The 22,184-nt window shown below is 39.4% G+C and carries 21 protein-coding genes, 1 tRNA gene and 1 pseudogene; 12 read left to right on the top strand and 11 right to left on the bottom strand.

Translation table 11 applies throughout. The features are described from left to right. The first annotated feature begins 34 nt into the window (after nucleotides 1-34). The 4 genes from JMN32_RS13620 to JMN32_RS13605 all read left to right on the top strand — a co-directional run bounded on the left by JMN32_RS13620 (nucleotide 35) and on the right by JMN32_RS13605 (nucleotide 5,117). Nucleotides 35-1,192, top strand: a complete 1,158-nt coding sequence (locus tag JMN32_RS13620; protein ID WP_202856867.1) for a hypothetical protein — start codon at nucleotides 35-37, stop codon at nucleotides 1,190-1,192. 141 nt (nucleotides 1,193-1,333) lie between these two features. Continuing rightward, nucleotides 1,334-2,536 carry a histidine kinase gene (locus JMN32_RS13615; protein ID WP_202856866.1) on the top strand — a complete coding sequence of 401 codons (1,203 nt, stop codon included), beginning with the start codon at nucleotides 1,334-1,336 and terminating at the stop codon, nucleotides 2,534-2,536. Further along, on the top strand, nucleotides 2,537-4,363 hold the full coding sequence (locus tag JMN32_RS13610; RefSeq protein ID WP_202856865.1) for a sensor histidine kinase: 1,827 nt from the start codon (nucleotides 2,537-2,539) through the stop codon (nucleotides 4,361-4,363). It begins immediately after the preceding gene. Between the two features lies 1 nt (nucleotide 4,364). Beyond that, nucleotides 4,365-5,117: a LytR/AlgR family response regulator transcription factor gene (locus tag JMN32_RS13605; RefSeq protein WP_202856864.1), complete on the top strand. Its 753-nt coding sequence runs from the start codon at nucleotides 4,365-4,367 to the stop codon at nucleotides 5,115-5,117. Between the two features lies 1 nt (nucleotide 5,118). On the opposite strand, the gene JMN32_RS13600 is transcribed toward JMN32_RS13605, so the two are convergent. From JMN32_RS13600 to JMN32_RS13585, 4 genes are read right to left on the bottom strand one after another with little or no spacing between them, the layout of a single operon-like run. After that, the gene (locus tag JMN32_RS13600) at nucleotides 5,119-5,589 is read right to left on the bottom strand and encodes a DinB family protein (protein ID WP_202856863.1); all 471 of its coding nucleotides are present in this window, start codon (nucleotides 5,587-5,589) and stop codon (nucleotides 5,119-5,121) included. A gap of 40 nt (nucleotides 5,590-5,629) precedes the next feature. Then, on the bottom strand, nucleotides 5,630-6,319 hold the full coding sequence (locus JMN32_RS13595) for an ArsR/SmtB family transcription factor (RefSeq protein ID WP_202856862.1): 690 nt from the start codon (nucleotides 6,317-6,319) through the stop codon (nucleotides 5,630-5,632). A gap of 7 nt (nucleotides 6,320-6,326) precedes the next feature. Continuing rightward, nucleotides 6,327-6,722: an amino acid-binding ACT domain-containing protein gene (locus JMN32_RS13590; protein ID WP_202856861.1), complete on the bottom strand. Its 396-nt coding sequence runs from the start codon at nucleotides 6,720-6,722 to the stop codon at nucleotides 6,327-6,329. A gap of 10 nt (nucleotides 6,723-6,732) precedes the next feature. Beyond that, complete coding sequence (locus tag JMN32_RS13585; protein WP_202856860.1) at nucleotides 6,733-7,194, bottom strand: OsmC family protein; 462 nt, start codon at nucleotides 7,192-7,194, stop codon at nucleotides 6,733-6,735. A gap of 274 nt (nucleotides 7,195-7,468) precedes the next feature. On the opposite strand from JMN32_RS13585, the gene JMN32_RS13580 reads away from it, so the two are divergent. The 3 genes from JMN32_RS13580 to JMN32_RS13575 all read left to right on the top strand — a co-directional run bounded on the left by JMN32_RS13580 (nucleotide 7,469) and on the right by JMN32_RS13575 (nucleotide 8,506). Continuing rightward, nucleotides 7,469-7,615: a hypothetical protein gene (locus tag JMN32_RS13580; protein WP_202856859.1), complete on the top strand. Its 147-nt coding sequence runs from the start codon at nucleotides 7,469-7,471 to the stop codon at nucleotides 7,613-7,615. Then, a complete protein-coding gene (locus tag JMN32_RS27745; protein ID WP_394369170.1) occupies nucleotides 7,573-7,764 on the top strand; it encodes a DUF6686 family protein in 192 nt (63 codons plus the stop codon). Before JMN32_RS13580 ends, JMN32_RS27745 begins: the two co-directional genes overlap by 43 nt. A gap of 118 nt (nucleotides 7,765-7,882) precedes the next feature. After that, nucleotides 7,883-8,506 carry a hypothetical protein gene (locus tag JMN32_RS13575; RefSeq protein WP_202856858.1) on the top strand — a complete coding sequence of 208 codons (624 nt, stop codon included), beginning with the start codon at nucleotides 7,883-7,885 and terminating at the stop codon, nucleotides 8,504-8,506. A gap of 91 nt (nucleotides 8,507-8,597) precedes the next feature. Here JMN32_RS13575 and JMN32_RS13570 read toward each other — a convergent pair whose 3' ends face one another. From JMN32_RS13570 to JMN32_RS13560, 3 genes and pseudogenes are all read right to left on the bottom strand, one after another. Next, on the bottom strand, nucleotides 8,598-9,209 hold the full coding sequence (locus tag JMN32_RS13570; RefSeq protein WP_202856857.1) for a transposase: 612 nt from the start codon (nucleotides 9,207-9,209) through the stop codon (nucleotides 8,598-8,600). After that, nucleotides 9,206-9,547, bottom strand: a pseudogene (locus JMN32_RS27525) (transposase); the annotation flags it as partial. The pseudogene JMN32_RS27525 and the gene JMN32_RS13570, both read right to left, overlap by 4 nt. Before the next feature lie 505 nt (nucleotides 9,548-10,052). Beyond that, nucleotides 10,053-10,628: an HD domain-containing protein gene (locus JMN32_RS13560; protein ID WP_202856855.1), complete on the bottom strand. Its 576-nt coding sequence runs from the start codon at nucleotides 10,626-10,628 to the stop codon at nucleotides 10,053-10,055. Between the two features lie 105 nt (nucleotides 10,629-10,733). Here JMN32_RS13560 and JMN32_RS13555 point away from each other — a divergent pair, with 105 nt between their 5' ends. Beyond that, nucleotides 10,734-11,312, top strand: a complete 579-nt coding sequence (locus tag JMN32_RS13555; RefSeq protein ID WP_202856854.1) for a Crp/Fnr family transcriptional regulator — start codon at nucleotides 10,734-10,736, stop codon at nucleotides 11,310-11,312. Nucleotides 11,313-11,438: 126 nt separating this feature from the next. Here the strand turns inward: JMN32_RS13555 and JMN32_RS13550 are convergent, their stop codons facing one another. Further along, nucleotides 11,439-11,990: a hypothetical protein gene (locus JMN32_RS13550; RefSeq protein WP_202856853.1), complete on the bottom strand. Its 552-nt coding sequence runs from the start codon at nucleotides 11,988-11,990 to the stop codon at nucleotides 11,439-11,441. Between the two features lie 432 nt (nucleotides 11,991-12,422). On the opposite strand from JMN32_RS13550, the gene JMN32_RS13545 reads away from it, so the two are divergent. Next, nucleotides 12,423-13,586 (top strand): acyltransferase family protein, encoded by a 1,164-nt coding sequence (locus JMN32_RS13545; protein ID WP_202856852.1) that lies wholly within the window; start codon nucleotides 12,423-12,425, stop codon nucleotides 13,584-13,586. Between the two features lie 21 nt (nucleotides 13,587-13,607). Here JMN32_RS13545 and JMN32_RS13540 read toward each other — a convergent pair whose 3' ends face one another. From JMN32_RS13540 to JMN32_RS13530, 3 genes are all read right to left on the bottom strand, one after another. After that, complete coding sequence (locus JMN32_RS13540) at nucleotides 13,608-14,219, bottom strand: Lcl C-terminal domain-containing protein (protein WP_202856851.1); 612 nt, start codon at nucleotides 14,217-14,219, stop codon at nucleotides 13,608-13,610. A gap of 230 nt (nucleotides 14,220-14,449) precedes the next feature. Continuing rightward, nucleotides 14,450-14,523: transfer RNA gene (locus tag JMN32_RS13535), tRNA-Ala, on the bottom strand. A gap of 34 nt (nucleotides 14,524-14,557) precedes the next feature. Continuing rightward, nucleotides 14,558-15,028 (bottom strand): C40 family peptidase, encoded by a 471-nt coding sequence (locus JMN32_RS13530; protein WP_202856850.1) that lies wholly within the window; start codon nucleotides 15,026-15,028, stop codon nucleotides 14,558-14,560. Nucleotides 15,029-15,148: 120 nt separating this feature from the next. Between JMN32_RS13530 and JMN32_RS13525 the strand changes: the two genes are divergently transcribed. The 3 genes from JMN32_RS13525 to asnB all read left to right on the top strand — a co-directional run bounded on the left by JMN32_RS13525 (nucleotide 15,149) and on the right by asnB (nucleotide 22,147). Continuing rightward, nucleotides 15,149-18,073, top strand: coding sequence for an FAD-binding and (Fe-S)-binding domain-containing protein (locus tag JMN32_RS13525; RefSeq protein ID WP_238354456.1), 2,925 nt, complete (start codon nucleotides 15,149-15,151; stop codon nucleotides 18,071-18,073). Between the two features lie 69 nt (nucleotides 18,074-18,142). Beyond that, nucleotides 18,143-20,236 (top strand): ATP-binding protein, encoded by a 2,094-nt coding sequence (locus JMN32_RS13520; RefSeq protein ID WP_202856849.1) that lies wholly within the window; start codon nucleotides 18,143-18,145, stop codon nucleotides 20,234-20,236. A gap of 12 nt (nucleotides 20,237-20,248) precedes the next feature. Continuing rightward, a complete protein-coding gene (gene asnB / locus JMN32_RS13515) occupies nucleotides 20,249-22,147 on the top strand; it encodes an asparagine synthase (glutamine-hydrolyzing) (RefSeq protein ID WP_202856848.1) in 1,899 nt (632 codons plus the stop codon). Nucleotides 22,148-22,184: the final 37 nt, after the last annotated feature.

Raw genomic sequence — 22,184 nt, 5'->3', positions numbered from 1 at the left:
TGGTGAAAGTAAACAAAAGCAAACTCTTGAAATTATGAAAAAGATATTTCTAAACGCACTGATACTTTCCGGCATCATATTGATGGTAAGCTGTAGTGATGATGATGAAAAGGTTACCCCTGGCGACAAGCCTTTTATAAACCCTGATGTAGCTGAGGTTTATGTAGGTACTCAGAGCCCTGGCGATGTATGGACCTGGAACCTGGACAAAGAGCAAGGGCATATGACTGCTTCATGGGATTACGGCACTTTCGATGACACCAGTGATGATATTTCTATTGAAGGAACGTTTGAGGCTTTACCATCGGGCTTTTTAAAAGTGACCATCACCAATGTCGAGCCTGGCAATGAGGAGATTCCCACAGACGGTACTGCGTGGTTTTATGCATTGGAAATACCTGATATGGCTATGATCATTAAGCCTGAAGGCAGTATTAAAGGCGATATAATTGCTATGGTACCCGAAGGAGACTGCGCCAACATACCGGGAGCATACAACTACATACTTACTGCACCCGGAGGACAGTCAGACTTTGACCCGATCACTGATGAAGCATTTGGTTATGTAGAGTTTGCTGCGTCAGGTAATGGTTACGATATATCCGGCTACAAATTCAGTCTTGACTGTATCAATGGCGGTGCATGTACAGATACTGGTTCCATTGAGGGCCTCCCTATTGCCTCTTGTGTTAACAACGGTTTTGTGGAAATTGTAGATGGAGGAAAAACCGTTGCTCAGGGTCAGTTCACCAATGCTGGTGCTATGATGATGGACTTTGGCTATGGCAATGGTGGTGTATTTGCCCTAAAGGCGGATAATTCTGCCACAAAAGATGCTCTTTTGAATAACACTTACAATGGTATAGCTTACTTGCCTAAAAATAATGATGATCAGACCTTGCCAGTGAAGCTATCATTTTCAAAAAATGATCAGGATAACATAATAGGCACTGGTTATCCTTTCACAAATATTGAAACCGGCACGGTAGATAGCCAGGAAGGTGCAGTAATACTGGTGGAAAACGTTGTCAATGGTCGCGTACTGGGCAGTATGAATTTTGATGATGATAATGATGTCTCGGAAATGGCGGCAGCTTTACTTGTAAATGGAAATGATCAAATATTAATTGTCTCTAGCTATGATGAGGAGTCTCTTGACCCTATAATTCTGATTCTTGCCAAGCAAGGCTAAGCTAAATACCGGAACAAGCCCTGAGAGCGATAGTATCCTCTCAGGGCTTAGGTATTTTAATATAACTAATCAGTTTTACAATCTTAACCAGAATTGAATTTGAGGAATCAAAAATTGCAGGTGTTTTAATTTTGTTCTATTATGGCAAAAAACAGTGAAGTACAATTGGCTAAGAAATTAAAACTTGATGACTTGGAGGAGACCCTGGTATACTTCGCTACTTCCATAATTAGCAAGAGTACAGAAGAAGAGGTCCTATGGGATCTTGCAAAAAACTGTATTTCAAGGTTAGGTTTTCTAGATTGTGTAATATATAAAGTTGACTACGAACGCGATGTTCTTATTCAGAAAGCTGCCCACGGCCCCAAAAACCCGCGTAGTTACGAAGTATTACAACCCATCGAGATACCTCTGGGAGCTGGCATAACTGGAGCCGTTGCCGCAACAGGTAAGCCAGAACTAATCCACGATACCAGTAAAGATGAAAGGTATGTCGTGGATGATGAAATGCGTCTCTCAGAAATTGCCGTACCTATTACTCAGGATGGCAAAGTCTGGGGGGTTATAGATTGTGAACATCCTGAAAAGCATTTTTTCACCGATCGCCATCTCAAAACACTCAATGCCATTGCCTCCATATGCGCTGTAAAACTGGCACGAGTTAACGCTGAACAAGAGCTTAAATTAAAGCAAAAGGCCCTTATGGATGCAGAAAGAGAGCTAATGAACTTGCGTATAAACTCCCTAAGGAGACAGATGAACCCTCATTTTTTGTTTAATGCCTTAAATGCTATCCAATATTTCATTACTGCAGATAAAAAAAGGTTGGCGTTGAGGTATCACAGCTTGTTCAGCAAATTGATCCGAAAGTACATGCTACACCTCGATGAGGCCAAGATCCAACTGGAAGAAGAAATCAGGATGATCAACTGGTATCTCAAACTGCAGCAGTTGCGGTATGAGGATCGCTTTAATTATACTATCAATGTACCTGAGAAACTTTACAGTCTTCACATTCCAACACTGATAATTCAGTTGGTCATTGAGGAGTTGATTGAGCGTATGGTCATGTCTAATACCGGAGAAGGTGATCTTATTCTGGACTTCACTTATCAGGTCGGATGCTTACAATTTAAAGCTTCTCTGGAAGTAGACATGCTGCTGGGCTTTACACGCAACGATCCCAATGATTACCGGGCCAATTTATTTACGTGGCAGGAACATATTGACTTATTAAATAAAATAAAACACCTTAAGATATTACGCCAGGTTGACGAGTTAAAAAATGATAAGGGTGAAGTGACTGGCAGAACGATAGAGCTTATTATTCCTGTACAAGAGTAAATGAAGAAGTACCTGATCTGCTTGATGTTTATTGGCTGCCTTATACCTCGGGCTAGAGGGCAGCATAATATTTATTTATACAACGACCTGCCACTCACTCCTTCTGTTGAAACGGAAAATGAAACGCAGTCATACTCTCCTGAAGATATTTTAGAAAAAGAGCAACTTCGATTTGAAGCCCCTGATAAAATAATAGAAGTACCTTCAGGCTCTACTTACTGGCTTCGTTTTGACTTCAGCGCTTACATGAATCTTTTCGAAAAACACGATACCATCTACCTCAATACGCCAAACTTTTTCCGAGGGGCTTACTACATACAGCAAGGTTCTACTGTACAACCTTTAGAGATTAATTTTTTTGAAATCAATCGTTTTAAGAGTAATAAAGTAAAACGATCCTACCTGCCTGTCACAAAATCAAACCTATTAATGGGGCGGTTCATAATTATCAAAACAGAAGAATTTCTGGGGGGCTATCGCTGGAAGCATTCTGGTTTTTACCTTGCGGAGGATAATGAAAGCGTCATCCAGGACTATTCTTTCTTTAGGCGATCGTTCGAAAGGCAAACCCCCATTTATCTTTTTCTTGGCCTGGCCGGGGCACTGTTCATTTTAAATGTACTGCTATACCTTAATTCAAATAATTCTATTTACCTGTTTTACAGCCTGTTCCTTTTATTTCAAAGTGCTTACTATTCTCAGTTAAGCCTTAACATCATAACTTATTTTGAAGCCAACCACCCTCATTTGCTCTACGTGGTAACCAGTGTTACCCAGATAGCCATAAACCTGATGTACCTGCTATTTATTCGCTCGTTCCTAGAAATGCCGACTGACTACCCAAAGCTTGATAAGGCTGTAAAGTTAATTGCATATTTTCTGGGGATCTTAGTGATCGCAGACACCATCATACTGGTGGTTAACCCCTTCTTTTCATATCAGACAATGCTTATGGATTTTCAGCGATATTTCATGAGTTTGTTTGCTCTATACGGTATCATTCACCTGCTGATTTTCAAAAAATCGAACCTTGTCTATTTTGTAGTTATAGGTACTGCCACATTTGTAACCGGCGCGCTATTTACCATGTTTTTATTGAAGATAAAGTATATGCTGGCCGGTGCAAGTATAGAGAGCTTTGTATTTGCCACAGGTCTGGCCTACCGGATCAAAATGGTATATGAGGATAAATTAAACCTTGAAAAGGAAGCCGTTGCCGCTAGTAAAAGTGCATTAAGAGCTCAGATCAATCCTCACTTCATTTTTAATGCACTGAATTCGATACAGCACCTGATCACAGTTAACGATAAAAAAAGCGCCCTCAAGTACCTCACCAAGTTTTCACACCTCCTCCGGCAGATCCTTGAAAACTCAATAGAAGTCAATGTACCTTTAAAAAGGGAGATCGAGCTTTTAAACCTTTACCTGGAGCTGGAATCGCTAAGGTTTGACCGAGGTTTTGAATACGCTATCAATGTGAATGAACGGCTTGACATCCATAATCTGGAAATGCCGCTGTTTCTCATTCAACCCTATGTTGAAAATGCAATAATTCATGGCCTGATGCCAGCAGCTCATAACGACAAACAAATCAATATTGAATTCTCCGAACAGGATGCTTTTATTCTTTGTGTGATCAGCGACAATGGCATTGGAAGAGCTGCTGCCAAGGCACGAAGAAAAAAAACGGTCTACGTATCCAGGGGCATGTCTGTAACCAAGAAGCGGCTTGACCTGATAAATATGAACAGGCCCCAAAAGACCCTTGTTTCGTTTGAAGATTCTGACAAGGGCACTAAAGTGATTATTAACATACCCAAAATGTAAGATGCTAAATGTAGTAATAATAGAAGATGAAGTACGAAGCCAAGAGACACTAAAGTCACTACTTTTAGAGTTTTGTAATGACGTAAATGTACTTGGCATGGCAGGTAATGTAGACGATGCCGTAGCTCTCATCAACAAAGTTAAACCAGATTTGATATTTTTGGATATCGAGCTTCAAACAGGTACTGGCTTTGACGTACTCAACCGGATCAAAGAACGAAACTTCGATGTCATTTTCACCACAGCCTTTGAACAATATGCCATAAAAGCCATCAAATTTAGTTCTCTGGACTACCTTCTTAAGCCTATAGATATAGATGAGCTACAGGAAGCTCTGGAAAAAGCAAGAGAGAGGTTGGACAAGGCGGAGTCATCAAAACAGCTAAACCTGCTACTCAAGAACATGGGTAACAAACCCAATCAACGCAAAAAGATATGTCTGGCAACATCTGAAGGCCTCGAGTTTATAGATATACAAAACATATCGCACTGTGAGGCCAACGGTTCCTATACCAATTTCAGCATCAAGCCTGATGTAAAGTTGATCGTAAGTAAAAACCTGAAAGAATATGAGAACCTGCTTTCTGACCACAATTTCATGCGTGTACACAATAGCTTCCTGATCAACCTGCATGAGGTCAAAAAGTTTGTAAAATCAGAGGGCGGCTACATCCTGATGAATGACAGCACTCAGATAGCTATCTCTCAAAGCAAGCGCGATGAGTTTATGGAAAGAATGATGGCCTTATCGTAACTTAATCCCACACCAACGGCCTGCCTATATTCAAGGTTCTCAGGTATGCCAGCATCTGCCCGGTATGCACCGATTCATGGTAGGCCATCCGGTTGAGGTAGTCGCCCAGTTTTTTACGCTGTCCCACTTCAGTCCTTACAATCTCTACGTTTTCCAACTCTTCCTCTTCCAGATTTTCAACCATACTCATAAATCTTGACCTGTATTGATCAGCAAATCGCAGTTCATTACTCACATCAGTATATTCCTCCCCGAGCCAGGGTGAGTTATAATCACCCAAATTACCTCTGTTTTCAATTATTTTATGAAATAGGTGTTCACCTTCAAGCACGTGTCGAATCATTTCTATAATGGTAAAGGCCTCTTTATCCGGTCGCCACCCCAGAAATTCATGAGGTATTGCCCGCCACAGCTTAATACTGCGTCTTCTTGTTTCAGAAAAATTCAATAGTATAACTTCTCTCGCATTCATTGCCAGTTCTAATAAATTTAAATAATTGAAAGTAAAAGGATTATATTTTCAGCTTCAACAGATCGCTCAGTTCCAACTTACCTTTAGGAGTGATGAGTAGCTCACGGGTATTATTCTTTTTCCTGACCCAGTCTTTTTGGAGCATAACTTGTAACATCGATGCACCCAAGGCACCGGCCAGGTGAGACCTTCTCTCACTCCAATCCAGGCATTGATGGGCAAAAGATCGTTTTTGCTGTTTCAAACCTTCGGTATCTACACCTAAAGTATGAAACCACTCCCGCCCTTTATCTGTAAGATCATATTCCTTCCCTGAGGCTTTTATGAAACCATTAGCTTCTAACGATTCTGTTAAACTTACACCTAACCTTCCTGCTACGTGATCATAACAGGTTCGGGCATAGGCTATACCTGGGGGTACGGGCTTAACTTTCGGTTTACCCTCATCCTGTAAAGGCAGAAGACTTGCCATAGACTCTACTACCTGTGCTACGGCATCATTCTTAAAATTGTAATACCTGTGCCTGCCTTGCTTGCTGATAGAAAGGATATTGGCATCAACCAGTTTAGCTAAATGATTGCTGGCGGATTGAGGTGAAATATTGGCACACACCGACAGCTCCGTAGCGGTATAGGCTCTGCCATCCAAAAGATTCCAGAGCATTATTGAGCGTGCTTTATCCCCTATGAGCACCGCAATTTGGCTAAACTGATTTTCCAATTCTTCCATAAATTATTTATGCATATACACCACGGGTCCAGTTATCAGAGACTACTTTACCCTTTTCATAATCATCTACCACTAATATAAGTTGATTATCGTGGTCACTATAGAGTACTTCTATATTTACTCCAGCTTTTTCCATGGCTCTGGTTATCTTCCCCAATTGGCCTGGCTGATCCTGCTTAAGACGCTGCACTAATGTTTCATTTACCCGAACAACCTCTATGCCCTTTTCCTCCAATGCCATTCGGGCTTTCTCACCATCTTCAACCAAAAAGTGGGCTACTCCTTCACTGTTAACCACCCAGGCTCCGCCACCTTCTACACTTACCCCTGCACTTGCCAGAGCTTCACCCATGTCTGCCAGAGCCCCTGGCTTATCATTTAAACGTATTACCAAATCTTTCATAATGCAACTTTTATAAATTAATATTAATTTTTGATTGTACTGAATTAGCCAAAAAACAGCTATTGTGCGCTTTTTCATGCAATGCCTCCACCTCACTTAAATCGGGAACTTTATGCTGTTCTGAAAAAACAATTCTGGGTTTTAAGGTTACGCTGATCATAGCCATTTTACCATTTTCATTTTCCTCCATAACTCCCTCTGCCTGATCCTCATAGGTTTCGACCACATAAGTTTCCTTCGCTGCCAGGGAAAGAAAAAAGAGCATGTGACAACTGGAAAGTGCTGCAACAAAAGCCTCCTCTGGGTCAACAGCAGATTCATCAGACAAGGGTACTGGTATCACATGAGGTGATGAAGATGCCTTAACATCTAAGCCTCCATCAAAAGACCATTGATGCCTCCGACTATACTTATTATCGGTAAACAGCTCCTCTGGCCCCTTATTCCAAACCACTCTTGTTGTGTATTTCATTGAACTCAAAATGTTGATGTTGGTGCTAAGGTAGCGGGTAGTATTCTCTGACATTTCATTCTGAAATGAAGTATGGAATCCTGGTGTGAACCTGAGCTAATTACCTACCTCTAGTGATTAAAATCGCTAAAAATAGGCATTGACAGTTTAAAAGTTTACTAGCAGCTTTATGCTATTTATAATTAATCTAAATAATAAAGTCCTTATTGATCCTGCATACATATTAAGACATGCGGCTGTACAGGGTCAATCAAAGCACCAAAACTCAATGACTATGGAATACAATAATTACGACACCCTAATGGCTCAACTGAATCGGGAACTTGAAGACAAGCATAAAAACAAGACCAGGATCAGGTCAATCATTGAAGAGTCAAAATGTCCTTATTTGAAAAACGCAATAACTCCCAGTCAAAAATGAAATGTGACATTAAAAAACTCATGATCCCAAGAAGCGGCATCATAACCCAATGCAGGACTTGCCAAAGGATAGGGTTAACATATAAAAACCTGATTATCGGCTTTACCCCAGGCGAGTTTAACAGGTCGATGAAGGTGTATAATATCTAGAAAATCCTTATCCAGTTGGTAATCAACACCAACTCAAAACCATATTCTCCCACTAACAATTATAAGTTTGTCTATTAATTTGTAGATTAAGCTTTTCTGCAAACCCAAAACAGCATTCATGCCTTACAAATCAATAGCAACTATACTTCTCTTTTCAATGTTCCTTTCCTGCAATAAAAGTAAACCTGCCAAGCAAACCGATGAGGGGCTAATCAAAGGAAATATTTATCGTAGCCATGAAATAGGCTGGACAATTGAAATCCCTAAGGGATGGGAAATAGTAAAAAAAGATCAATTGGATGCCAATGATGAAAAGGGCAAACAAGCTATGCAGGAGGTTATGAAAGATAGTATTAACTATAGTGGACTAAAGCATTTGATCAGTTTTCAAAAAAATAGCTTCAACATTTTCCAATCCAGCTCCGAACCATTCCCACTGAGCTATGAAGGAGAATGGGAAGATAACAACGCTGCGTTAAAAGAATTACTTTATCAAACCTATATAAATCAAGGTATCAAGATAGATACCTCGTCATCCTCAGAAGTTGTCGACGGGCTAAACTTTGCTTTATTTAAAATTACGGTATATGGAAATGGAGGTGAGGTCATACTCAATCAGAACATGTACAGCAGACACATCAATGGTTTTGATTTTGGGGTAAGTATCAATTATAACGATGAAGAACACAAAAAGGAGATGATGCGTGTATGGAAAAACTCCACCTTTAAAAAGAGCCATTAAAAATACCTTGGATAAGTATGATGCAAATCGATTGGCACTTACTGTAGCTGATGCGAGCTACAAGCTCGCACCCAATGTCGTTAAGTTAAGCTTAAATACCTTTTAAATTGATAATTTTACTTCTTCTCCTTGAAGATGTTTTAGGCCTTGGAAAGGATCTGCCCGGCCGTATCATTTCAAGTCTTCTATTTAATATTTTCAGCATTTGTTGAATAATTTTTCTTAACCTTTTGCTATAGAAGATATCGAGCAAAAAATCTTTAGTTTTTGCGATAGCTTGTGTTTTACTTACCGTATATCTATGCCTTTTCTTGTTTATGGGTGAGGACTTTGAAAAGTATAAGCCCTGCTTTCTTATAATGGATGCCATATTCAACATGAAAACCCGCGCATGAAAGTCTTGATTTATTGCCTGTACTGTTCTACCAGAGAAGTGCTCAATATGTAATACTTTTTTAAAGGATTTATACCCCTCTTCCACTCCCCATCGTAGATTATAAAGTTCTTTTATGTCATCAATGCTATAGTTTTTACGATCAGTCAAATTGGTTATTAGTATTTCCTTTTCTCCTGATGATAATGATATGGATAGTAATCTCAATCCTTCCAATTTTCTACCCAATCCATAAGTTTTGAGCTTACCCCATTCCCGATTGGAGGACCTAACCATCGTCCAGTCTATATCATCTTTACTGCTATTCATATGATCACCTGTATCTTTTTCCAGGCAGTGCTTAAGCGAAAACAAAATTTAAAGCCCTTCTTATCAAGTAAACCCATCAGCCACTGACTTGGATAGCCTCTGTCGAAAACCAGTATATCGCTGGAGGGGTTTAGCCTGGATAAGTGATTAAGGGCCGACTCTTTTTCACAGCTTCTTCTCGGTGCAATAGATGCATCTAATATCAATTCATTGTACACATCATACGCAAATGAACATCTTGCACTTACCACATCTTCATGTTGGTTTTTGACAGATCCAAATCCAGCTTTTACTTCATCAGTATGCGGCAAATTTAAAAGGCTGCCATCAATTGCAACTACTCTTTTCTCTTTCTACCTCCTTTTATCAGGTGCAAATTGGTTAAAGTATTCCAGTTGGTTTCTTCTTAACTCAATAAAGGCATCTGGTTTTAATTTTCTTCGGGATTGCGTAAATGCACTTTTAGATATCGATTCAAATGAAGTTGATGAATTGGAGATGGCTTTAAAAAATCGATCTAATTCTGTTTGAACCCCGGGTCTTGTAAAGCTTGCTATATTGAGTAGGAGCCCTTTGAAAGAAAGTTTTCTGGTACGGGTGAATGCCTTAGGATCAGTTTTACTCCTATTGATAAATCACTCATTATCAATAGTTTTTATTGTGTTTTAAAAAAGCCCTTCTATAAACAGGGCTCCGATTCCTACTTTCTTCTTATTACTCTTCTATAATACCAAAAAAAATCCAAATTACCTTAACTTAACGGCATTGAGCTCGCACCAGCTACAGGTAATAAGGCCGACCGTACCAGCAGTCGCCCCGAGACTGAACGCAATTTTCAAGCCGTCACTCCTCAGAATAAAACCTTCCTATCAATTTCTCAGCATGGCTCCACAATATCGTCGAACCGTTGTTCATTACGCTGACCTTCTTGATCACCTTTTCATGAGGCACATCATGCTCCGCCCAAGTACCTCCATTATTTGAATCGTTTTGCAAAACGGGCTCTAACCTATCAAGAGAATGGGCAAATTTGGCCTCAGGAGTACTACCTTCTTCAAATTCTTCCCAAATAGCCATAAACTCCTCTGCCTGTTTCTCAGGCAACATTCCAAATATGCGTCTTGCAGCTAACGCTTCCGACTCTTTAGAATCATCTCTTTGACTATCAAACAAAAATGTATCCCCTGCATCTATCTCTACAATATCATGGATCAACACCATTTTAAGAACTTTTAACAAATCAATATCTTCATTGGAGTGCTCTACCAACACAAGTGCCATCACGGCAAGGTGCCAGCTATGTTCAGCATCATTCTCATTTCTGTCACTATTGAACAGACGAGTCTTGCGCTGAATATATTTGATCTTATCAATCTCCTTGATAAATTCTAACTGCTTTGACAAGTTATCTAGTTGCATCTTTGATTAATTTTATCTTTGTAAGACCTTAACCGGTCATTTCTTTTTTGCAAAGGAAAAGCAACCACTTTTCATAACAAAGGACATTTGTCCCTCCGGTAAAATATGGTAAGAATAAACAAAGATTTATTAGCGTTTGTAAGCAGGCTTTATGAGACTGAAAGTTTCAACCATTTCTTCTTAGAAAACTACTCTCCTAAACAAAGTCTAATTAAGCAGGGCAAAAAGGTTTTCTCTGTTTTTATTATAAAAAGTGGTATAGCAAAATGCTATTTAAGTGAGGATAATGGAAAGGATTTTATCCAGGAGTTTTTTTCTGATGGGGAGATTTTTGGTGAGATCGAAACAATCAATGAGCACCTTAGCTTTTGTTCTATAGAAGCCATCACTGACTTACAAGTATTTGAAATTAAAGGAGATAAGTTTCATAAGCTTTTGAGATCAAACAGTAAATTCAATGAGTTGATACTTAAAGCATTTGCCAATAAAGTAAAATACAAGGCTATCAGACATGGGTACAATCAGTCTCATACCATAGAAGATAAACTTCTTCGGCTTATGAATGAATTTCCCGAATTATTACAGCATATCTCAAAACAGGATATAGCCAATTATCTTGGTGTAACTGCACGTAGCCTTAATAGAACACTAAGTGATATGGGAAAGAAATTTGATTTAATGTGAGGTAATTGGTGCCGGGAAGGCCTACATAAACCAGCACTTTCACCTGTTTAGTAGAGTTCCCGGACTTAATATTTTTATACATTTATTTAAACGGTCAACCCAAGCATAAGTTTTACAACACGCCAATTAGTTCTGACTTTCCTGGTTCTTGATCATTTTTCTATTTCCCGTTTTTGATGGTATCCCCATTTCACGAGTATAGTCCTTTTTTCCAAGCACCGGTATGGTAGTATTCAAAACAACGGCTAACTCCGATTCTGAATGACAACGGCAAAAATCCTGCTGAGTATAGTGCAACATTTGAAGGTATATGGTAAGCTTAAAAGTTTCACCACGAAATTTAACAACCCTTCCCTCACTATCCGCATTTATCGGTGCCCCTAATTCTAACAAGTGCTGTATTTTTTGTATGTTTTCGTCATCATGAGACAGCCATAGTTCAAGGCCCCCGCTAGTTCTCGGATAGCCATGATATGCACCTGCAATATCCCCAACTGCCAAATAATGAATTTCTCGTTCATTAAGCTCTTCAAAAAAATCAGCAAAAACATCATTGGAAATATTTAATACCCCCGACCGATCATTTCCCTTCTTCACCCGAGAAAATTGAGCTACAACTCTGTTCATTGCCAAAAAATTAAGGATGTTAGCACTTTTATCCTTAACAAACTTAGTCATGTCAAAATCATATTTGCCTTCAAAAATAACGCCTTTCCAACTATTTCTAAGATGCAAATTAAGGCATTTTCATTATAATGATATTTATCCCTTCGTTACTAGCAAGTAAGATTTACTTGTGAATATGAGCAATTAATCATCATTTAAGAGAATGCCCAGCACTCATTCACCAAAGAGCAACTATAGAAAGTATGGTCATTTCATTGTTAAAACAAAGAATAACAACCCTCATTATGCAAATCACAACAATGGTTACTACAGGATTACAGAAGTACTTTAATCTGATAATAATGACGACCACAGCATAAATACTAACCTTAGACGGCTTAGATTCTCTCATTTGCTTAACGCCATAAAATTAAATTTCGGTAATTTAGAAATATTAATTATCAGGATCATCGGCAAACTCCCCTTCAACTGACAAATACTTTAATGTCCAAGCTTTTCCCCTACTCAACAAACAGACTGCACGGACTGGATCACCTAAGAGCCATTGCTATTATTCTGGTTATGGTCTTTCATTTTGGTCCAGGAACCCCAAAATGGTTGCAGCCAGTGGCCCTTATCGGGTGGTCAGGTGTAGATCTGTTTTTCGTATTAAGCGGTTATCTTATCGGTTATCAACTACTCAGTGAGGTCAAAACATCAAATAGCATCTCCTTTAAACGGTTCTATCTGAAAAGGGCTTTCCGGATTATACCGGCATACTTTACAGTATTGATCGTTTACTACGCCTTGCCAAACCTACGGGGAGGCAGAGGTATGCCTCCTTTATGGAAATTCCTAACCTTTACCCAAAACCTGGGATTGGATATTGAAACTGAAAACACCTTTTCTCATGCATGGTCTTTGTGTATTGAAGAGCAATTTTATGTTATCTTCCCCCTGATCCTACTTACGATCGGGACACTCAACTTTCGAAAAAAGGTATTCTATTTAATTACCGGATTGATACTTTTGAGTATAGTGTTAAGGCTATATAGCTGGTCGGAATATGTTCAGCCACTAATAGACATCGATGCAAAAGCCATGACCTTCAGTTTTTTTGAAAAAATCTATTACCCTAGTCACACCAGGATGGATGGTTTAGTTGTAGGAATCACTATAGCGTCCATGGCTGCCTTCGACTCAAAGCTCTTAAGTAGGTTAAAAAAGCATGGAAACCTGATATTTTTGATTGGAATCTGCATGCTACTCTATGCCTACAAAATATCAGAAAACCTAGTCTCTTTCAATACAACAGCCTATGGTTTTACTATGATCTCCCTAGCCTATGGTATTATTCTGATTGCGGCAATTAGCCCTACATGCTTTTTTTATAAAATCAGGTCCCGAATAACTTTAGTGGTGGCTACATTATCGTATTCGCTTTACCTGACCCATAAGTTGATCTTTAACCTTACCAAACGCTGGATAAGAGAGTTTGAAATAACACTTTTAAGTGATTGGATTTTCTGGGCTTGCTTCATTGCTGCGGGCTGTGTTAGTTTAATTCTTTACTTGTTGGTTGAGAAACCATGCTTAAGGCTGAGAAAAGAGGTTCTAACCTCTGATATTGCTATCCTAACAATTCACAAAAAGATGATAGATAAATGAGATCAAATAAAATCAAATGTATCACAAATTAACATTACCCTCTCTCACCAACCGCACACTCATACCCAATTCACCTTTAAGTTTACCATATCCCATTTGCTTTTCCCTATGGCCCGAGGTTGCAAATCCCTCAATAAAACTCATATAACTCGCTGTATATTTATTCGGTGTAGTAGCACTCCAAAAGGCGTATGCCCCGTCGCCCCAAGCTGAAATAGAATCGATTTCATTAAACTTAATAGCATATTGCTTTCGGTCCGTACTATTTTTGTTTATTGTCCGGTATTCTTTAATTGTTGGTACTCGCCAATCATCAAAACCAGCATATTTTAGTTCATTCATTTTACTCTTCCATTCAAAGATCTCTTCCCAGACACTTAGAAAACGACCTTCCTGATAGCTAAAGTCATACTTCATCCATACCAAACCTGTCACTGTATCCACAACAATAAGTGTAGAATCTATCAAAGGCAGGTCGGTCAACACTATACTATTATTAACATTTGTGTTTACACTATCTGCCCTAAGCACTACAATAGCACTATCCACATGAGCTATCTCTTTTATTTTTCTATTGGTACATGCCACGGTAATGGTGATCACCATACATACTATTGAAAAAGTACTTCTCATAGCTATCAATATAAACGGACAACCTTTAATTTATACCTCTGGTATCTTCTCTTAATTTCTTACACGTAAAAAAATGATTGAAACAGATCAAGCTGTTATCAGCTTGGTAGATATTGTTGGACACGCTTTGAACCATTAAGAACTGTAAATGATTTTTTGATCCGGTTTTACTCGTATATAGAATACATTCCATGAAAACAAAAAACCCAGCCAAATTTGACTGGGTTTTGTGGAGAATACCGGATTCGAACCGGTGGCCTCTACACTGCCAGTGTAGCGCTCTAGCCAGCTGAGCTAATCCCCCATTTTGAAATGGACAGCAAATATATTAAAAAAATCTAGAATGGTCTTCTTCCTACAATAAATCTTTTCCGGTAATATTTCGAGTTCAGATTACTCTCAACTACTCCTAAAGACGATGAACTATGGATAAACTTTACCTTATCCTTTCTTGCATAAGTAACTAAGCCAACATGAGTAATTTTCCGTCGTTTTTTACCTGTAGCAAAAAACACCAGATCGCCGGGCTCGAGGTTTTTCATTTTCACTTTTTGCCCCACCTTACTCTGGGCAGCTGAAGTTCTGGGCAAAGGATAGTCAATAGACGAGTAGCTATTGATCAGCAAACCTGAACAATCCATACCTGCACGGGTTGTACCTCCCCATCGGTATGGGGTGCCAATATAACTGCGTGCCGTTTTGATTACTGTGTTAACTTTATTCAGCCGTACCTGTGCCTTCTTTGCAGAACCACAAGAGGCCATAATTATAAGTAAAGCAATAAAAAATAATGACTGAGCTTGTCTCATGGGTCAGATGGAAGCAAAAAAGTTAAAAAAATGAAAATCGTCCTCAACATAATTGCTAAAGACCTTTTTACAAAAAAAAAAAGCGATTAATTTTCAAACTCAAAATAAACAAAAACAATTTTGATCAGGGAGAAGGAACTTACGGAATTGAAAAATGCCCTAGCCGGCGAGCTACATTATGATCAAACCTATAAATCACTTTACGCTACGGATGCCTCCGCGTATCGCGAAATGCCTATGGCAGTGGCGTTCCCAAAAGATCATAATGACCTGCAACTGCTTATAAGCTTTGCCAATAGACACAAAATATCCCTGATCCCCAGAACAGCAGGAACTTCACTGGCCGGGCAAGTAGTTGGAGCAGGCATAATCGTTGATGTATCCCGTTACTTCACTGGCATACTTGAGGTCAATGAAGAGGAGAAATGGGTTCGTGTACAACCTGGTGTTATCAGAGATGAGCTAAATATGCACCTCAAACCATATGGGCTATATTTTGGACCAGAAACTTCCACGGCCAACCGGGCTATGATCGGGGGTATGATAGGAAATAACTCATGCGGTTCAAATTCTGTCATTTATGGCAGTACCAGAGAGCACCTCATAGCTGTTAATGCCTTTTTAAGTGATGGATCTGAAGTTGCTTTTCAAGCACTTACAGACGAACAATTTGAAAAAAAATGCGACCAGAGTAATCTGGAAGGAAGTATATATAAGAACATAAAAAGTATTCTATCCAATCCGGCCAACCAGGTCCAGATCGATGAAAACTTTCCTAAAAAATCTGTTCCTCGCAGGAATACGGGTTATGCTATTGACCTGTTAAAGCATTGTAGTGTCTTTGAAGAGGTTAACGAACCATTTAATTTCTGTAAGCTCATTGCCGGTTCAGAAGGGACTCTTGCTTTTATAACTGAAGCAAAACTTGCTTTACAGCCTCTACCAAAAGCATATCAGGCATTGGTATGTGTTCACTTTATTTCAGTTTATGAATCGCTTAAAGGCAATTTAATTGCTCTGAAGTATGAACCCACTGCATGCGAGTTGATGGACAACTACATTCTCGAATGCACCAAAGGCAACATTCAGCAAAGACAAAATCGCTTTTTTATCAAAGATGACCCTCAGGCTATTTTGGTGGTTGAACTACGTGAAGAAAGTGAGGCAGAGTTGATGAAAAAGGCAAATGCACTTATCGAGGAGCTACAGCAAGAAAAAATGGGTTACCACTTCCCTATTGTTACCGGCCCCGATACCAAAAAGGTGTGGGAACTAAGAAAAGCAGGGTTAGGTTTACTCAGCAACATCCCTGGTGACGCTAAGCCTGTACCAGTAATTGAAGATACGGCCGTTGATGTAAATGATCTCCCTGAATACATCCGGGATTTCAATGAAATACTAACCAAACATAACCTATACTGCGTTCATTATGCCCACGCTGGTTCTGGGGAGCTACACTTGCGACCAATTATCAACCTAAAAACACAAGAGGGCAATGAACTTTTCAAGACCATATTAGATGAAATAGCTCACCTTGTCAAAAAATATAAAGGGTCTCTTAGCGGTGAACATGGAGACGGAAGACTTCGAGGTGAATTTATTCCGTTTATGATCGGTGATGCCAACTACCAGCTACTAAAGGAAATTAAAAATGCATGGGACCCAAACCACCTGTTCAACCCGGGAAAAATTGTGGATACCCCACCCATGAATAGTAGCCTCAGGTATAAGCCAGGGCAAGAAACACGTGAGTTTGACACCACCATGAACTTCAGTCAATACCAAGGGATTCTTCGCTCAGCAGAACTATGTAATGGCTCCGGTGATTGTAGAAAAACACATTTAACCGGGGGTACTATGTGTCCTTCATATATGGCTACCAAAAATGAAAAAGACACTACCAGGGCCAGAGCAAATATTCTTAGAGAAGTTTTAACCAACTCAACAAAACCCAATCCCTTTGATAGCAAAGAAATAAAAGAAGTAATGGATCTCTGCCTATCATGCAAAGGCTGTAAATCCGAATGCCCCTCTAATGTGGATGTAGGTAAACTGAAAGCTGAATGGCAACACCAATACTATAAAAGCAATGGTGTTCCATTTCGAACACAGCTCATTGCCAGCTTTACCCGTTTAAACAAACTGGCAGCCTTGATGCCCGGCCTGTACAATTTCACATTTACTAACCCCATAACTTCGAAGTTGGCCAAGTTAATTTCAGGATTTGCCATTGAACGGTCCATGCCATTGTTACACAAGCATACACTTCGCTCATGGTATAAAAAAAATTACAACCCTTCTGCTCAAAAAAGGATTGGAGCTGTTTACCTTTTCTGTGATGAGTTTACTAATTTCAACGACGTAGAAATTGGTGTTACAACTATTAAGTTACTGGATCGGTTGGGATATGAAGTTAGGCTCATTGACCATGAAGAAAGTGGTCGTACCTTTTTATCAAAAGGCCTGCTTGACAAGGCAAAAACGGTTGCCAAAAGGAATGTTGATATTTTTAAGTCAATTATTTCTGAGGAGACTCCCTTAATTGGCATTGAACCATCTGCTATATTAAGTTTTCGTGATGAGTATCTTGATCTGGCAGAAACAGTAGACCTGGAGACTGCCAAGAAGTTGGCGAAAAACACATTTCTGATTGAAGAATTCCTTGAAAGAGAAATAAAAAAAGGTCTGATAACAGAATCAAGTTTTAGTGAAGATAAAAAGGTAATCAAGTTTCATGGCCATTGTCACCAGAAAGCTTTGTCATCATTAGTACCTACCAAGCGTGTTTTATCCTTACCTAAAAACTACGAGGTACACATGATACCTTCTGGGTGCTGTGGTATGGCAGGTTCATTTGGTTACGAAAAGGAAAAATACGAGGTATCTATGAACATTGGTGAGCTTGTATTATTTCCAACTGTAAGGCAACAACCAGAAGATGTGATCATTGCTGCTAATGGTACTAGTTGCAGACACCAGATAAAGGACGGAACAACGCGAAAGGCACTACACCCCGTAGAAATATTGTATGCAGCCTTATCATAAACACCTGATCGTTACCTAATAGGTTTTGATATCAGGCTATTTTTTTTAAAATTGGATAAAGTGTCTTCCATGAGAGTTCGACAAGTTTTTATAACTTTTATAGTATTTGTATTTTTTTCACATGGTCATGCTCTGGCTCAACTTGATTCTTTTCCCTCGCATTTTAAGGAAATTAAAGAGAAAACAGATGAAGAATTAATATCGTATTTTGATTCTCTATATAATAACTATTCCGATGAGACTGAGGTATTACAAAAATCGCTCTTATCTTTTGCCGAAAAGGAGGACCTTTTCCTTATCAAATTATTGTGCAACCGCAACCTTGGCCAGCTTTACAATAATAGAAATAATCTTTCACTGGCCATGGCTCATTTTAACCATGCAGCAGGACTCGCCACATCCAGGCAAGACTTCCGGCTATTGGGGGACATCCTGGTAAGCATGGGGGGTGTCTATGATGCATTGGGAAAAAAAGATGATGCACTCAAACACTTACTTCACGCCTATGAAGTATTGATAAAGATCGACTCTCTGGAAGCCGCCCAGGTTCAATACACTATGGCTAACCTGAATTACAGCACCGGCAACCTGGAAGATGCCATACGCTATAGCTATACGGCCAAAAGAATATATGACAGGATTGACACCAGCAGACTCTCCAATAAATACAAGTACAACCTCATGCACCTACTTAACACTATTGGCATTTCTTATAGAGGTTTAAGGGCTTATGATAGTGCTATCTATTACCTAGATGCTTCAAGAAGCCTGGCACTACAGTTAGACAATGAGTTTTGGGTAAACCTTACTATTGGAAACATGGGTTCAGTATATATGCTTAAGGGTGAATATGAAAAAGCACTCACCTACCTTAAGCAGGATCTCCGAGCTAGCAAGAAATTTAAAGAATGGATAAGTGCTGCAAATTCCGCCATGACAATTGGTGAAATTTACAGTAATATTGGTAATGAGGAACTAGCAAAAGTTTACTTTGACAGCTCCTTGTACGAATTTGGGAGCAAAGTCAACAATACAGACATCATACGAGCTCATTACTATAGAAACCTCTCCGCCTGGCATGCCAACAAAGAAGAGTTTGAAAGTGCACTGACTTATCAACAAAAATACGCAGCTCTAAAGGATACATTGCTAAACAAGAAACAACAGGTAGAACTGGCTCAGGTAAAGGCCAATTATGATTTTGATAGTAAACTAAAAGAGATAGATCTTCTTACCAAAAACAATGAACTTCAAGAGCAGCGAATTGAGTATAGAAATATTATTATCATAGCCAGTGCAGCCGCTTTAGGCATTATTATCATAGTGGCCGCCTTGCTCTACATTAACCTCAACGCCAGGAAAAGGGATAACAGGCTATTGGCAGAACAAAAGCAGCGTATTGAGTCTCAAAGTGAACAATTGACGGAACAAAATAGAGTAATTCAGGTCATAAATGATAACCTGGAGTTAGAAGTAGAAAAAAGGACCAAGAGCCTGAAAAGTATTAATGAGGAGCTGGATATTTTTCTATACCATGCGTCTCACGACATACGCCAGCCCATTGCCACCATTTTAGGCCTTGAAAACCTTGCCCGCAAACATGTCTCCAGTCCCGATCTCACAGATATATTAGAGCGCCTTAAAGCTACCGCCAACCGGATGGACAATATGCTGCGTAAATTGCAAATAAGTCATACGGTAAACCATGCCCCTTCTAAACTGGAAGACGTGGAATTGCAGGAATTAACTCACAAAGTGATTGAGCTTAACAAAGATACCGAGAAACTTAACAAGGCTACATTATATGTTGATATAGAAAAAACCGTGATTAACAGCAACTCGGAACTTCTGGCAGTGGTTATTCATAATATTGTTGAAAATGCCCTTACTTATGGTAATAAAAAAGCACTTCATGTGAATATAAATGGCAGAAGACAGGAAAAAGAATACTGTATAACAATATCTGATAACGGCGAAGGCATTCCCAAGGAGTTCCAACCTAGTGTATTCAATGCTTTTTTTAAGGCTAGTGCCCAATCAAAAGGCAACGGCTTAGGGCTTTACCTTGCCTGGAAAGCCTCATCTATTCTCGGAATAAAAATTGACTTGAAATCAGAATTAAATAAGGGCAGTGAGTTTACTTTGCACATCCCTACAGCTTAAAACTATGCAGATATGTGCGGAATAACCGGAGTTTATGCTTTCAATATGGTCGGCAGGATTAGCATGATCAATGTTAACAATGCCACCATGGCCTTGGATCGTAGAGGGCCAGATTTTCAGGATATTTATAATGACAACATCGTAGCCTTGGGACACAGAAGGCTATCAATCATTGACACCACTGCCAGTGGCCACCAGCCAATGACTGATGAGAGTGGCCGCTATGTTATTGTATTCAACGGCGAAATCTTCAACTACAAGAGCTTAAAACAAGGCCTCATGGCCAAAGGAATAAATTTCTCCTCGAGCTCCGATACTGAAGTGCTACTCTATCTTTATATTACTGAAGGTAAGGACTGTCTTCAAAAACTAAATGGCTTTTTTGCGTTTGCCATTTACGATAAGGAAGAGCAATCTGTTTTTATTGCCCGTGACAGAATGGGAATCAAGCCCCTTTATTATATGAACGATGAAAACAGGGTGCTGTTTGCCTCCGAGATGAAATCAATCCTTACTTATGGTATTGAAAAAAACATCGATTATACAGCATTATATACTTATCTACAACTTAATTATATTCCAGCGCCAAAAACCATTTTCAAGGATGTAAAGAAACTATTGCCTGGCCATTCGCTTCTCATTAAAAACGGAAAAGTTGTAACCGAATGCTTCTACAAAGTTCCTTTTGACAAAAATAAATACACCTCGTTAAGCTATGGTGATCAAAAAGACAAGCTTTTCCAGCTCATGGAACAATCCGTTCAAAGAAGGCTGGTTGCTGATGTTCCGATAGGTTCCTTTCTAAGTGGTGGTATAGATTCTTCCGTAATTGCCACGCTGGCACATCGGCACAAACCTGATCTGCACACCTTCTCTATTGGCTATAAAGACGAAAAATTCTTTGACGAAACCGAATATGCACGTTTAGTTGCAAAAAAGATCGGGTCAGAGCACACAGTTTTCTCCCTGACCAACAATGATCTTTACAAACATGTAAATGATATTCTCGACTATATTGATGAACCTTTTGCCGACTCCTCAGCTATTGCCGTATATATACTCTCAAAGGAAACTCGCAAACACTCTGTAGTCGCGCTTTCTGGAGATGGAGCAGACGAGTTATTTTCTGGATACAATAAACATTCTGCATTTCTAAAAATGATAAAGGGCGGCATCGCAGCTCAAGCGGTAGGTACTCTGACTCCTGTATGGTCACTTCTACCCAAATCAAGAAGTAACCCTTTGACAAACAAATTTCGCCAATTACACCGTTTTGGCAAAGGCATGAAACTCACCAGTAAAGAACGTTACTGGCAATGGGCAGGCTTTGCCTCTGAACCGGACATCAATAGACTACTAAGTCCCAACACCTTGTCATCAATTAACCGCCAGAATTACCTCAATTTCAAACATAATATTCTCCAGAAGATTCCTGAGAAAGAAGATATCAATGATATACTTTATACTGATATAAATCTTGTATTGCCAGATGACATGCTCACAAAAGTAGACCGAATGTCAATGGCAAACAGCCTTGAAGTCCGCGTACCCTTTTTGGACCATGAGGTTGTTGAGTTTGCCTTTTCATTGCCAGTTTCATCTAAAATAAACGGACATATCAGGAAACGAATAGTGCAAGACAGCTTTAGAGATATTCTCCCGCAGGAGCTATATAACAGACCTAAGAAAGGTTTTGAAGTTCCTCTCCTCAAATGGTTCAGAAGAGAAATGAAATCTATGATTAACGATGATCTACTTAGAGATGACTTTATTGAGGAACAGGGTATCTTTAATGTTGCAGAAACCAGAAAACTAAAACGTAAACTTTTCTCTTCAAACCCAGGTGATGTGCATGCACGTATATGGGGATTGATAGTTTTTCAATGGTGGTGGAAAAGGCATTGTACGTAGTGCTGTTGTACAAAGCCCAACTTTGTACCAACTTTTG

The sequence above is a fragment of the Fulvivirga marina genome (assembly GCF_016775155.1).
GTDB lineage: Bacteria > Bacteroidota > Bacteroidia > Cytophagales > Cyclobacteriaceae > Fulvivirga > Fulvivirga marina.
Note: the sequence above shows the minus strand (reverse complement) of the source record. Positions and strands in the feature narration are given on the sequence as shown.